Raw genomic sequence first — 12,881 nt, forward strand, 5'->3', positions numbered from 1 at the left:
TTCCTGAAGAGCCTAAGGTTTCGTCTATACTGAAGTAAGGTAGAGAAAAAGCGGGAGGAATGATTATGTGGACAGAAAATATCGAATTGCCGTTCCGTTATGATTTTTCGTTTGTACTGGACCGGATGGGAGAAGACCCGCTCATCCGGCTGGACAAGCAGGAACAGTGGGTGGATGTTCCGCTGGTACTTCATGGCAATGAAAGAGAAGTCGCACGTGTGCAGTCTACAGGTACAAGAGATGCGCCGGAGTTCCGGGTTACGGGGGAGCGGGACAGAGATACTGTAGTAAATAGACTCTACGAAATTTTTCAATGGGACGTTGATCTTGAGAAAGTGGACGCTCACTTCCTCGGGACTTCGTTAGCCGACCTTCAGAAAAAGTTTCCGGCCACACCGGTAGTCCGAAGTTTTCATATGTATGATGCACTCATGAGAGTGATTATCCATCAGCAGCTTAATAAAACGTTCGCATATCGGTTGAGTACCAGATTTGTAGAAAATTTCGGGGAAAAGGAAAAGGGCGTCTGGTTTTATCCGTCTCCGGAGAAAGTGGCTTCACTCGCATATGATGACCTCCGGGAACTGCAGTTCAGTCAGAGAAAGGCGGAATATGTAATCGATACTTCCGGTAAAATCGCCCGCGAGGAGCTGGAGTTGAACGATTTTGAACAGATTGGTGCGGAAGATACGATAACGCAGCTGACCAAAGTGCGGGGAATAGGGAAGTGGACGGCCCAGAACTGGCAGATGAGAGCACTCGGCCGTGCAGACCTCTTTCCGGAAGCGGATGTAGGGATCCAGAACGCCTGGAAGTTGTATTTCGGAAAAGAATCGAAACCTTCGCAGGAAGAAATGCTTCGGGTCAGCCGGGAGTGGGCACCCTACAGAAGTTATGCTTCACTCCTGTTGTGGAGAAGTCTTATGGAACAGTAATAAAATGCATTGAAAGTGGAGATAATTCAGAAGTTTCAGGGTGTATCCGCTTACTTGGGAAAGTTTTCCGAAGCCTGTTTACAAAGGGTGTAAGACTCGTTATAATCCGTCTTTGTGAGAAGAAATTACGGATAAAACGAGGGGGTTGTGTTCCATGTGGAAACAAATGAAAAGTTTTTTGCTGATGAATCTTGGTGCTCTTTTTGTAGCAGTGAACGTAACTTACTTTCTGTCTCCTAACGATTTGGCTACCGGAGGCGTCAGTGGTCTTTCCATCGTAATGAGTAATGTTTTCCCTGGACTGTCTCTCGGGCTGATTATGGTTATACTCAACATTCTTTTATTTATCGTCGGATTCATTTTTCTCGGTTTTCGTTTCGGCGCGAAGACGATATATGCGGGTTTCGCTTTATCCTTCATGGTGTGGGGGCTTGAGACGTATTTTCCTATTCAGGAAGCGCTCAGCGAGGACATTTTGATTCAGCTGATTATCGGTCAGATCATCGCAGCTTCCGGAATGGCTATCGTCTTCCATCAGGGTGCTTCCACCGGAGGTACCGATATTATCGCTATGATTCTCAATAAATATTTCTCCATTGAAGTCGGGAAAGGGGTTCTCGTCTCCGATATTGCTATCGCGATATCTTCCGTACTCGTATTCGGCCCGGCTATCGGCATGTATGCATTTTTCGGAGTCATTTTGAACGGTCTCGTTATAGATTACGCTCTCGAACAGTTCGAAGACAACAAGGAAGTCGTCATCATCAGCCAGGAAAGTGACGAAGTCCGTCAGTATATTGTAGAAAAACTGGGTCGCGGAGCTACTATCCATCAGGCTAAGGGTGCTTTCAACAAAGAGGACAGAGAAGTGATCACTACGGTGCTGACCAGAAAAGAATACACTCTCCTGAAAAAATCCATGACTCTCATTGATGAGCATGCGTTTATCACTGTACACAAAATGAATGAAATACTGGGAGAAAACTTCAAACGTTTAGCTTCCTGATAAATACTCCTGCTTTGGACAAAGAACCCTTTTGCGTAAAGTTCTTTATTCGAAGCAGGTTTTTTCTGGCATAATAATTGTTTGAATCATTCCAAAAAATCAGAATCTTAGGTATAATGAAAGAGATACATTTTATTTGGGGGGATTTTTAATGGATAGAAAGGAACTCATTGCACCGGAACAGTATAATATTATTTCCGAAATGGAAAAGTATGCCCGGGGTGAAGAACGGAAGGCCTTAATCTGGATTGACAGTGAAGGCAACAAAAAGGAAGCTACATATCAGCAATTAATGAGAAGAGTAAACAAAATTGGTAACGCTTTCCTGAATGAAGGACTGAAACCGGGAGACAAAATAGTTATCATGATTCCGCGGACGATTGAAGCCTACGAAGTATATCTTGCTGCTATGAAGACAGGGATCATCATTATACCGGGGTCGGAGATGTTGCGGGCAAAAGATTTGCAGTACCGCATAGAACACGGAGAAGCGAAAGCCGTAGCCTGCTATCATCCATTCACTTCACAGTTTGATGAAGTGAAAGGGATCGATGATCTTCATCTGTTTTCTGTCGGAGAAGGGAAAGAAGGCTGGATATCTCTTGAAGAAAAAATTAAAAATACATCGGAGGAACTGGAAGCGGCTCCGACCCACAGGGACGACACAGCTTTTCTTCCATATACGTCCGGGACTACCGGAAACCCGAAAGGTGTGGTGCACACTCACGGATGGGGGTACGCCCATCTGAAGACGGCTGCATCCAAATGGCTGGCTATAGAAGAGAACGACGTAGTCTGGGCTACAGCCGGACCGGGCTGGCAGAAGTGGATCTGGACACCTTTCCTTTCCGTTCTCGGCACGGGGGCGTGTGGCCTTATTTATCAGGGTAAATTCGACCCGCGGACGTACTTGCAGATTATGCAGGACTATCACGTGAATGTTCTCTGCTGCACGCCTACGGAGTATCGGCTGATGGCCAAAGTGGATAATCTTGATGATTATTCGCTTCAATCGCTTCACAGTGCCGTATCCGCAGGTGAACCGCTGAACCGGGAAGTGATCGATACGTTCAAGAATCATTTCAACATCACGGTACGGGATGGTTACGGTCAGACGGAAAACACTCTGCTTGTCGGGATTATGAAAGATATGGAAGTGCGCCCGGGATCGATGGGTCGCCCTACACCGGGCAACGATGTGGATGTAATCGATGAAGAAGGTAAACCGGCAGAAGTCGGGGAGGTAGGGGATATAGCGGTGCATCTTGATACACCGGCCCTGTTCAAAGAATACTATAAAGATCCGGAACGTACGAAAATGTCCCGGAGAGGGGATTATTATATTACCGGAGACCAGGCTAAAAAAGATGAAGAAGGTTACTTCTGGTTCGAAGGCCGAAGTGATGACATCATCATCAGTTCCGGATACACGATCGGGCCTTTCGAAGTGGAAGATGCTCTCGTGAAACATAAAGCCGTCCAGGAATGCGCAGTGGTCGCAAGTCCCGACGAGGTAAGAGGTAACGTAGTCAAAGCTTTTATTGTACTGCAGTCCGGCGTGGAAGGGAACGAGAAGCTCGTCAAAGAACTGCAGGATCATGTTAAAGCGGAAACGGCCCCTTATAAATATCCGAGAAAAATCGAGTTTATCGAGGAGCTGCCGAAGACGACTTCAGGAAAAATACGGAGAATCGAATTGAGGAAGAAAGAGAAATAAATGAAATAATATCAGAAACAGGCGCAGAAGAACAACGCTCTTCTGCGCCTGTTTAGTGAAAAAAGACAGCTTTTCGCGCGGGAATTTTTCTTGTTTTATGGAAGTAAGAGCTATAAGGTATGATGGAAGTAGAAAGGAGAGAGTAACATGAGCAATACATTTCATCATATCTTCAATAGTATCGTCGGTATACTGATACTGGTGGAGGGAGGGCTGTTCATCTTTACGAATAATAAAGACGGGGACTTGCATTTAAGGAGTATAATTATGACGGGTCTGCTGCTTTTAGCCTGGGGGATGTCCTATTACAAACAGGTGAAAGGGGACCGGAAGACAGAGTGGCTGATTTTCACTATAATCATCATGATACCAATGATTCTGCCTTTCCTGTTCTTTATATAAGCCACATCCACAAACCGGCTGCAGAAAAGAACAGGGCACCTGTCAGATAGACGTAGCCGAAAAAAATTTCTTTGCCTGAATCTCCACCGGTTTCCACGAAGCCGGAGAATGATAAAAAGAGGATGCATAATATATAAAGAGTCAGTGTCGTAGCGTGCCATTCCGTCGATCCAAGAAGCAACCATAAGCCCGCCGGGTATGCGGTTACAAGGGGTACGTACAGGGCGTCAAGCTTCCATTTTTCAAAGAATTTTTTCATGAATAACTTTTCCTCATTCCCTTTTTTTAATATTTTTAAACTGTGTGAAATTAACCATAATATGGTCGAAAAGTAATGAATTCCCTTTGACTTATTTTAAGGCTTTGTTACAATACTAAACCGTACACAGCAATGAAACAACACAAGCTTTTGGAAAGGATGGAGAAAATGAATAAACGGATTATGGATTGGCCCACATTTTTTGGGGCACTGGCTCTTCTACTGCTTGTAACTGTTCCGCTCATTTTATTTCCGGAAGCAGGTAAAGAACTGGTAGGGCAAGCGAACGATTTTATGACCGATAAATTCGGGTTTCTTTATATGGCCATGGGGCTGGCAGTTTTTGCATTCCTCGTATTTGTAGCATTCAGTAAGAATGGTCATGTAAAACTTGGCGAAGAAGGAGAAAAAGCGGAGTTCAATACGTTCTCCTGGGCGGCCATGCTATTCGCCGCCGGTATCGGCTCAAGTATTCTGTACTGGGGTGTCATAGAGTGGGTATACTATTACCAGGGACCTCCTTTTGGCATAGCGCCGGAATCGAAAGAAGCGATACAGTGGTCTACCGCTTACGGGATTTTCCACTGGGGTCCAATCGCCTGGGCGATTTACACCTTACCCGCACTTCCTATATCATATTTCTTTTACGTAAGACGAAAACCTGTACTTAAAGTAAGTGAAGCAGTACGTCCGGTCCTCGGAAAATGGGTGGACGGCCCTGTCGGGAATATCATAGATGTGTTATTTATGTTCGGTCTGATGGGCGGTGCCGGAACGACTCTCGCTCTCGGTACACCGATGATTGCCCAGGGGGTCAATTATTTGACCGGCATTCCCGTCACTCTCGGAATGCAGGCTGTCATTATGCTTGTAGCCACCGGAATATTCGCCGTCAGTTCCTATTCGGGACTGAGAAACGGGATTAAGGTGCTTAGTGACATCAATATATGGCTGGTCATATTTATACTCGCCTTTATATTAGCTGTAGGACCGACACGGTTCATTTTGGAAACGACATTCAACGCCGTCGGGATCCTTTTGGATAATTTCTTCAAAATGGCTACCTGGATGGAACCATTTGGAAATCTTGGACAATTTGAAGAAACCGGTTTCCCTGAAGCGTGGACCGTTTTCTACTGGGCGTGGTGGCTCGTTTACGCTCCGTTCGTCGGTCTGTTTGTTGCCAGGATTTCAAGAGGCCGGACGATTCGCGAAATGATTTTCGGTACGATTGTATACGGAAGTCTCGGAAGTATCCTTTTCTTCGGTATCATGGGGAACTTCGGACTTTATCTGCAGCTTACCGGTCAGTTCGATGCAATCTCCTTCCTGGAGGCCAACGGTGCTCCGGCAACCATCATTGAAATTATTGCCCAGCTGCCGTTTGCTCCTTTTATGGTGTTTGTATTCACTGTGCTGGCAATCATCTTTCTTGCAACCACATTCGATTCCTCTTCCTATATTCTTGCTTCTGTCGTTCAGAAAGAGATCGAAGGAGAACCGGAAAGATGGAACCGTTTGTTCTGGGCTTTTGCCCTGTGTCTGATGCCTCTTGTTCTTCTTTTCCTCGGGGGACTCGGTACACTGCAGACGGCCAGTATCGTAGGTGGTTTTCCGCTCATCTTCATAATGTTCCTGCTTGCCTGGTCGTTCATGAAAGCTTCCAGCGCGGATATCAGATCAGAAGATGATTATGAATCACCGACGATTCATATTAAACGTTGGAAAAAAGAAGGCAAGCGTCGTGCCGCTTCCCAGGTCTTCAAAGATGATCAAAAGAATCAAAAGGATCAAAAATAGAAACATCAAGCCGCCTCTTCCAGCTAGGAAGAGGCGGCTTTTTATTCGTTCGAAGAATTGTGACGGGTTAAGTAGGAGTCGGGGTGCTCCAGCGTAATACGATTGCTGTTTTTTAAAAGATTTTTCAGTAAGGGGAGTGTTTCCTCGCTTACAAATGCAATGATCCGCTCTTCGTGCCGGATCATTCTTTCCAAATTGGCGGCAATCGCCAGATTCTTTTCAAAATATTGTTTCAGCCAGGCCGTTCCGACCTGGTGATACCGATCCCCTGCAATATTTATGGAGGCGTGCAGGTGTTGAATGAGAGTGATGTAGGTATCGCTGTTTATCTGTTCCAAAACCCCCTGGATATCATCGTACGTTCGAAAAGCGTCCGCTTTTTGTTTAATGGATATGATTTCCTTCAACAAAGACGGCTGATACTCTTCCACCCAGGTAAATACCTGATCGAGGGAAGGGTCGGACATATTCACGATTTCATCAACCATATAGAGGACGGCAAGCCCTGCCTGTTCTGCCGTGCGGAAAGAGAACTGCTCCAGTGCATCATAAGTAAGAATGAATTCTTCCCTGAGATAAGAATCGAGATTTTTGTTGACTTCCTCTTCCACATAGTAATTTTTCTCGATAGCTATCGCAGTCGGTTCAAATGAAGCGAAAGACTCCGCAATAGACGAAATTTTCTCCTCCTGGACGAGGTCGGGATGAACTGAAAAGTTAGGTACTGCTATCAGTAAAAGACGACTCATGAGAAATTTTCCTCCTCAATAGCAGGTATAATATATTCTTTAAATTCGTGAATCACTTCTTCTACAGGCCGCTCACTTTTGGCCAGGTTGAACATAATGTGATTCACTCCGATTTCCCTGTACTCTTTCAAAATATCAACGATCGCTCTCCGTCCACCGCGGTATCCTGCCGGAATCTTCGAAAGGGGGGCATCTTCGTTTTCCTCCAGCTGCACAGGAAGCGGCATAATAAATGGATGGAATTCATCTTCGTGGAACTCTGCTGCTTTCTCTCTGTAGGATGCTACCATCTCCTTCTGTTTTTCGGGAGCTTGCGGGTAAAACATCCACCCATCCCCATTTTCCGCAATCCAGTCAAACGTCTGCTGACAGTAGCCGGTCATGAGCAAAGGTATGGGAGAAGACGGTTTCGGGACAAGGTTGGATTTATCGAGTTTGCCCATGGGGGATTCGAGTGCCGGGTATTCTTCGCTTATCGCTCTTTTGAAGAAGTCGAAAGATTCCCGGAACAGGCGTCCTCTCTCCATAATCGGGACGTTCAGCCCTTCGAAATCCTTACGCCGGTCTCCGGAAGAGATACCGAGTATTAGTCTCTCCGGGAAAAGCCGTTCTATACTCGCAGCTTCCTTGGCAAGGCGGAGCGGATGACGTAACGGCGTTACTACTGCTGCAGTACCTAGATTTATCGACTTTGTGTGTGCTCCGAGATAAGTGAGGTAAATCAGACTGTCGAAAATCTGACCGGTGGCAGGATCTTCAAACGTGGGGTCTTCAAGTACGACGTCCTGAAACCATAAGCAGGAAAATCCGGCTTCTTCTGCCAGTTGTGCCCGCTCCACCTGCCGATCAAGTATGGGTACCTCTTTCCCGTGAGCCTCTATAGGAATATTCAGCCCAAGCGTAAGTTTTCTTTTCTGAAACATAGAAGTGAATCCTTTATGCTCTTTCAACAGTATTCTCCCCTTTCCAAAAAATTAAGTATGGCTGATTGTGCAGACAAGTAAAGATATAGCTTTCTTCCCAGTATAGAGAAAGGGCGAGGCAATTTCCCAATATTGCGATTCAGAAAGAGCGTAACTCTTCTTCTGTGAAAAAAGGCGTCGTCTCGGACGAAGCGGCACACGTGATTATTTCTCCCGTGAAAGGGTGGGGGAAAGACAAAGCGGCTGCATGCAGAGACTGGCGTCCAAGTACATCGCCCTGTCCTCCATAAAGATCATCTCCAAGGAGCGGATGCCCCAGGTGACTCAGATGCACACGGATCTGATGAGTGCGGCCCGAGTCCAGTTTCAGACTGAGAAGTGTATAATCCTGTCCCCGCTGTACAACGTGATAATTAGTAATGGCGGGCTGCCCGTCTTCATCGACCATTCTTTTCACAGGATGAGCGGGGTCTTTTGCAATCGGCACCTCTACACGCCCGTTGTCATTTTCCACAAGGCCGTGTACTTTAGCTGCATATGCACGGCTGATTCGTCTGTTTTTCATCATATCTCCCAGTATCGCCGTGGCCAGAGCGTGCTTTCCAAAAAGTACGGCTCCGGAGGTGTGACGGTCGAGCCGGTGAATATATTTAGGTAAGACGGGTAATTGTTGTTTTCTGCAGTAAAAGGCTATGCCATTCCATAGCGTCTGCTGGATATCAGCAGCTCCATTTGGATGGGTGAACATTCCCGCCGGTTTGTTTACGACCAGTACGTGGTCGTCTTCGTAAAGGACATCCAGCTCCATTTCGAATTCAGGAAGGGTAAAGTCTTCGTGTTGAAAAAAATTTAAGGAAAGTATGTCTCCGGACCGCACAGGAGCAGTTTTCCAGTGGGGAGGACTGCCGTTCAGCAACACTTTTTCGTTGGAGCGGAAATCGTGTCTCAGTTTTCTCGGCACCTTCCATTTATTCTTCATTACGTTAGCTATTGTTATTCCGGACCAATTTTCGGGTACGGTCATATGTAGCCATTCACCATGTCGTTCCATAGACTTCTCCCCCCTTTTCTGTGAATCTATTGTAATCATGTTGTTGAACTATGTCTACACTATGTTATAATAGGTAGGTTAAAAAATGAAACGAGTAGAAAGAGGTGTTTTCACCGTGCAACTTAGAGATGATATTCGCAATATTGCTATTATTGCACACGTCGACCACGGAAAAACGACGTTAGTAGACCAATTGTTACGTTATTCTGGAACATTTCGTGACAACGAAAATGTAAGTGAAAGAGCCATGGACTCCAACGATCTGGAAAAAGAACGCGGAATTACGATTCTGTCCAAAAACACCGCTGTTCAATATGGAGATTCAAGAATCAACATCCTGGACACGCCAGGACACGCTGATTTCGGCGGGGAAGTTGAACGTATTCTGAAAATGGTGGATGGCGTTCTTCTCGTCGTCGATGCTTATGAAGGGTGTATGCCGCAGACACGCTTTGTTCTGAAAAAAGCACTTGAACAAAAGCTTACGCCTGTAGTAGTACTGAATAAAATCGACCGTCCGAATGCCCGTCCTCAGGAAGTCATCGACGAAGTGCTCGATCTTTTCATCGAACTGGGTGCAGACGATGAGCAGCTTGAATTCCCTGTCGTCACAGCTTCTGCCCTGAACGGTACTTCCGGAGAAGGGGAAGATGATCAGGAAGAGACGATGGAACCGATCTTCAACCTTATCATGAATAATATTCCTGCACCGATCGACAACCGGGATGAATCGTTGCAATTCCAGGTAACGCTTCTGGATTACAACGATTATCTCGGACGGATCGGAGTAGGCCGTGTCTTTCAGGGAACACTGAAAGTGGGAGACAACGTTTCCCTTATGAAGAAAGACGGCTCCGTGAAGAACTTCCGTATCTCCAAACTGTTCGGCTTTATCGGTCTGAAACGGGTGGAGATAACTGAAGCGAAAGCCGGCGATATTATCGCACTTGCCGGCCTTGAGGACATTAACGTCGGTGAAACGGTAACGGCCAAAGATAACCAGAAAGCCATGGAGATTCCGCGTATCGATGAGCCGACACTGCAAATGACTTTCCTTGTAAACAACAGTCCATTCGCAGGCAGGGAAGGTAAATTTGTGACTTCCCGTCAAATCGAGGAGCGTCTTCTTACTCAGCTGGAAACAGACGTAAGTCTGCGTGTGGAACCTACTTCTTCCCCGGATGCCTTTACCGTATCCGGACGTGGAGAGCTGCACCTTTCCATTCTGGTGGAAAATATGCGCCGTGAAGGTTTCGAACTGCAACTGTCCAAACCTAAAGTAATCATCAAGGAAATCGACGGAGTGAAGTGTGAACCGATGGAACGTGTCCAGGTGGATACACCCGAAGAGTATCAGGGTGCCGTCATGGAATCACTCGGTACACGGAAAGGTGAAATGAAAGACATGGTCAACGATGGTAACGGCCAGGTACGTCTTGAGTTTCTCGTACCTTCCCGTGGACTGATCGGTTATTCCACAGAATTCATGAGCCAGACACGCGGGTATGGTATTCTGAACCATACATTTGACGGATACGCTCCATTACAGAAAGGTAATGTCGGCGGACGCCGCAGCGGGGTACTTGTTTCCCAGGAAAAAGGGAAGGCTACAACGTACGGAATTATGAACCTTGAAGACAGAGGTACAATTTTCGTCGACCCTGGTACGGATGTTTATGAAGGAATGATTGTCGGAGAACACGTCCGGGAAAACGATCTGACCGTAAACATTACAAAAGAGAAACACCTGACTAACGTACGTTCAGCTACGAAGGACACGACGAACACTATTAAGAAGACTCGTGACCTTACGCTTGAAGAAGCGATTCAGTATCTGGATGACGATGAGTATTGCGAAGTAACGCCTGAAAACGTTCGTCTTCGTAAGAAAGTCCTTAACAAAGGTGAACGCGACCGTGCCGCTAAAAGGAATAAGTTACAGAACGCTGAAGAATAGAAGAACAGAAAAAGCCGGAGACGAGGAGTCTCCGGTTTTTTTGTGGTAAATAACTACTGGATCGTGACTTTCTTTTCCTGGTGCTGATGAATCTCTTCGGAAGGCTTTTCTATATGGACTGCCACTGTGTAGGTGCCTTTGGAAGGAAAGGAATGCCGGGCCCTGTAAACTCCCGGTTCTGTTTCTTCTGCATCCACATATTCATGCTTCTCTGATTCCGGGCTCGAGATCTCATAAGTGATCTCTCCTTTTTCGAAAGGAACCCCGTCTTTATTGATTGTCGTCTTTAATACGGTTCCTTCATCATTTTGGGATTTTTCAAGCGTTACTTCGAAAGGGGAGGATGCATGACTGTGGCTACCATCTTCGGAAGTCTGTCCATCTGCGCCTTCCACCGTAACTTCATTCTGAGGCATGGTGTGAAGTCCCCGGGCCTGTGTATGGGCGATAACCTGGTAGGAGCCGGCTTCAGAGAAACTGTACTGGGTAGTGTATTTTCCTTCTTCCGACTGTACGGCCTGAATCGTTTCGGATGACTCCTGTCCCTGGTCCGTTTTCCATATTTCAAACTCCACGTATTCGGCATCATTGACCGGCTCCGCATTTTGGGTCACTGTAGCGGTAATATCTGCATTCTCCGCGGCCGTGAGGGGGTGAGGTTCAAAGCTGACCTCCACCTCTACAGGAGCGGCAGCCATTTCATCCTCCTTTTTCTCTGAATCCGTGGATTCTTTCTCGGAAGATGCCGAACCACAGGCAGCAAGAGTGATTATTAGTAATAAGAACGGGATTGCTTTTTTCATATGGGTAATACTCCTTTATTATGTGTTTCCTTCAGCATATCATGGTTTCAGGACTTCGTCTGTGAACATTCCCTAAAATATTTTTTCATTCCATGCCGGCCGGGGGGCGGGGGAGCAGGAGATCCGGAAATCCGGAAACACTGCACCCGTGTATGCAAAAAGACTGACCCTGAAAATGAGGGTCAGTCTACGTTGTCTTCTTTCCAGTTGTATGAATAGAATTGTTCTCGGGTCACCCATTTCATAGCTTCCGGATTCCCGCTTCTTACTCCTGCTTCGAGATCGCTCAGGAGCTGCGATGTCTGGGAGTCGTGCGCTTTCAGTGTTCTCAGTTTCTTTTCCTGGACTTCCGAAATATCGTGAGACACATCCGGCTGCCCGAGATTTTCCTCCGTATCGTTCGCAAAAGCGAGAGCATAAAAAGCAGGGCGTTCTTCTTCTTTGATGTTCCGTAAGGCACGGACAACAGCACGGGCTGTCGCCTCGTGATCAGGGTGTACAGCATACCCCGGGTAGAAACTTATGACGAGGGAAGGTTCCAGTTCTTCCAGAAGATCTTCCACCAGACGCTGGAGCTTATCATCATCTTCGAACTCTAGTGTTTTATCCCGGTATCCCATCATACGCAGGTCTCTGAGTCCCATTTCTTCCGCTGCTTTCTGCAGTTCTTTTTTTCTTATTTCAGGAAGGGATTCTCTCGTGGCGAACGCCGGATTTCCGAGATTCCTTCCCATTTCTCCCAATGTGAGACATGCGTAGGTGACCGGAACCCCCTGGTTAATATACGAGGATATAGTGCCACTTACTCCGAATGCCTCATCGTCCGGATGTGGAAAAATAACTAATACGTGATTTTCGTTCCTAAGCATACAGACTTCCTCCTTTAGCTATATTCATTATGATAGAAGTTTAAAGAAATATAAATTCATCTGCTTAAAAGGATTCTTTGGAGAAAGTATGCTTGTTTAGATTTCGAAATAAAAGGGTATTTTCAGAAAAAAGGAAGGAGCGGTACAATGAACCGTTACAAACTTGCCCGATTCCAGCAGGAATTCGCCGTCCTCGTTCAGGAGAGGGAAGAAACTGATGAGCTGCTGGTACTTCGTGAAAGGCTGGAAGCTTTTGCGGTGCCCGGAGAATTTCTCTATATTGATTTTGATGAAGTAGGTAATCTTAAAACCGTGGAAGTGGAACGTGATGAAGAACCGACGCCCTGACGTGGTGATTATAGGTTCTGGTGAAGTGACGTATCCTGAAGAACAGAGAGAAACCTGCCTAT

At 46.3% G+C, this 12,881-nt stretch carries 13 protein-coding genes; 7 read left to right on the forward strand and 6 right to left on the reverse strand.

What is annotated here, in order from left to right:
• The first annotated feature begins 65 nt into the window (after positions 1-65).
• The 4 genes from BW931_RS07970 (at position 66) to BW931_RS07985 (ending at position 4,060) form a co-directional block, all read left to right on the forward strand.
• Positions 66-935: a DNA-3-methyladenine glycosylase family protein gene (locus BW931_RS07970; protein ID WP_076571389.1), complete on the forward strand. Its 870-nt coding sequence runs from the start codon at positions 66-68 to the stop codon at positions 933-935.
• Between the two features lie 154 nt (positions 936-1,089).
• Positions 1,090-1,941: a YitT family protein gene (locus BW931_RS07975; protein ID WP_008588437.1), complete on the forward strand. Its 852-nt coding sequence runs from the start codon at positions 1,090-1,092 to the stop codon at positions 1,939-1,941.
• 151 nt (positions 1,942-2,092) lie between these two features.
• Positions 2,093-3,658 carry an acyl-CoA synthetase MbcS gene (mbcS, locus tag BW931_RS07980; protein ID WP_076571391.1) on the forward strand — a complete coding sequence of 522 codons (1,566 nt, stop codon included), beginning with the start codon at positions 2,093-2,095 and terminating at the stop codon, positions 3,656-3,658.
• A gap of 147 nt (positions 3,659-3,805) precedes the next feature.
• Positions 3,806-4,060 carry a hypothetical protein gene (locus tag BW931_RS07985; RefSeq protein WP_076571393.1) on the forward strand — a complete coding sequence of 85 codons (255 nt, stop codon included), beginning with the start codon at positions 3,806-3,808 and terminating at the stop codon, positions 4,058-4,060.
• Here the strand turns inward: BW931_RS07985 and BW931_RS07990 are convergent.
• Positions 4,053-4,319 carry a hypothetical protein gene (locus BW931_RS07990; RefSeq protein WP_076571395.1) on the reverse strand — a complete coding sequence of 89 codons (267 nt, stop codon included), beginning with the start codon at positions 4,317-4,319 and terminating at the stop codon, positions 4,053-4,055. The two genes, BW931_RS07985 and BW931_RS07990, sit on opposite strands and share 8 nt — an antisense overlap.
• Before the next feature lie 168 nt (positions 4,320-4,487).
• Here BW931_RS07990 and BW931_RS07995 point away from each other — a divergent pair, with 168 nt between their 5' ends.
• Positions 4,488-6,119 (forward strand): BCCT family transporter, encoded by a 1,632-nt coding sequence (locus BW931_RS07995; protein WP_076571397.1) that lies wholly within the window; start codon positions 4,488-4,490, stop codon positions 6,117-6,119.
• A gap of 41 nt (positions 6,120-6,160) precedes the next feature.
• On the opposite strand, the gene BW931_RS08000 is transcribed toward BW931_RS07995, so the two are convergent.
• From BW931_RS08000 to BW931_RS08010, 3 genes are all read right to left on the reverse strand, one after another.
• On the reverse strand, positions 6,161-6,868 hold the full coding sequence (locus tag BW931_RS08000; protein WP_008588448.1) for a DUF5694 domain-containing protein: 708 nt from the start codon (positions 6,866-6,868) through the stop codon (positions 6,161-6,163).
• Entirely contained in the window at positions 6,865-7,818 is a 954-nt protein-coding gene (locus BW931_RS08005; protein ID WP_084193884.1) for a TIGR03571 family LLM class oxidoreductase, read from the reverse strand. The genes BW931_RS08000 and BW931_RS08005 overlap by 4 nt, the downstream gene beginning before the upstream one ends.
• Before the next feature lie 112 nt (positions 7,819-7,930).
• The gene (locus BW931_RS08010) at positions 7,931-8,842 is read right to left on the reverse strand and encodes an RluA family pseudouridine synthase (RefSeq protein ID WP_076571399.1); all 912 of its coding nucleotides are present in this window, start codon (positions 8,840-8,842) and stop codon (positions 7,931-7,933) included.
• A gap of 115 nt (positions 8,843-8,957) precedes the next feature.
• Between BW931_RS08010 and typA the strand changes: the two genes are divergently transcribed.
• The gene (gene typA / locus BW931_RS08015; RefSeq protein WP_008588455.1) at positions 8,958-10,799 is read left to right on the forward strand and encodes a translational GTPase TypA; all 1,842 of its coding nucleotides are present in this window, start codon (positions 8,958-8,960) and stop codon (positions 10,797-10,799) included.
• 53 nt (positions 10,800-10,852) lie between these two features.
• On the opposite strand, the gene BW931_RS08020 is transcribed toward typA, so the two are convergent.
• Both BW931_RS08020 and bshB2 read right to left on the reverse strand, forming a co-directional pair.
• A complete protein-coding gene (locus BW931_RS08020; RefSeq protein ID WP_076571401.1) occupies positions 10,853-11,602 on the reverse strand; it encodes a FixH family protein in 750 nt (249 codons plus the stop codon).
• A 182-nt stretch (positions 11,603-11,784) separates the two neighbouring features.
• On the reverse strand, positions 11,785-12,471 hold the full coding sequence (gene bshB2 / locus BW931_RS08025; protein WP_076571403.1) for a bacillithiol biosynthesis deacetylase BshB2: 687 nt from the start codon (positions 12,469-12,471) through the stop codon (positions 11,785-11,787).
• Between the two features lie 147 nt (positions 12,472-12,618).
• Here bshB2 and BW931_RS08030 point away from each other — a divergent pair, with 147 nt between their 5' ends.
• Positions 12,619-12,819: a hypothetical protein gene (locus BW931_RS08030; RefSeq protein WP_008588461.1), complete on the forward strand. Its 201-nt coding sequence runs from the start codon at positions 12,619-12,621 to the stop codon at positions 12,817-12,819.
• The last annotated feature ends 62 nt before the right edge of the window (positions 12,820-12,881 follow it).

This window comes from Salimicrobium salexigens, from assembly GCF_900156705.1.
Taxonomy (GTDB): Bacteria; Bacillota; Bacilli; order Bacillales; family Halobacillaceae; genus Salimicrobium; species Salimicrobium album.

Bases quoted from the DNA above. Each gene is read 5' to 3' on its own strand.
- BW931_RS07970 (WP_076571389.1), top strand. From the start codon at position 66: ATGTGGACAGAAAATATCGAATTGCCGTTCCGTTATGATTTTTCGTTT.
- BW931_RS07975 (WP_008588437.1), top strand. From the start codon at position 1,090: ATGTGGAAACAAATGAAAAGTTTTTTGCTGATGAATCTTGGTGCTCTT.
- mbcS (WP_076571391.1), top strand. From the start codon at position 2,093: ATGGATAGAAAGGAACTCATTGCACCGGAACAGTATAATATTATTTCC.
- BW931_RS07985 (WP_076571393.1), top strand. From the start codon at position 3,806: ATGAGCAATACATTTCATCATATCTTCAATAGTATCGTCGGTATACTG.
- BW931_RS07990 (WP_076571395.1), bottom strand. From the start codon at position 4,319: ATGAAAAAATTCTTTGAAAAATGGAAGCTTGACGCCCTGTACGTACCC.
- BW931_RS07995 (WP_076571397.1), top strand. From the start codon at position 4,488: ATGAATAAACGGATTATGGATTGGCCCACATTTTTTGGGGCACTGGCT.
- BW931_RS08000 (WP_008588448.1), bottom strand. From the start codon at position 6,868: ATGAGTCGTCTTTTACTGATAGCAGTACCTAACTTTTCAGTTCATCCC.
- BW931_RS08010 (WP_076571399.1), bottom strand. From the start codon at position 8,842: ATGGAACGACATGGTGAATGGCTACATATGACCGTACCCGAAAATTGG.
- BW931_RS08020 (WP_076571401.1), bottom strand. From the start codon at position 11,602: ATGAAAAAAGCAATCCCGTTCTTATTACTAATAATCACTCTTGCTGCC.
- bshB2 (WP_076571403.1), bottom strand. From the start codon at position 12,471: ATGCTTAGGAACGAAAATCACGTATTAGTTATTTTTCCACATCCGGAC.
- BW931_RS08030 (WP_008588461.1), top strand. From the start codon at position 12,619: ATGAACCGTTACAAACTTGCCCGATTCCAGCAGGAATTCGCCGTCCTC.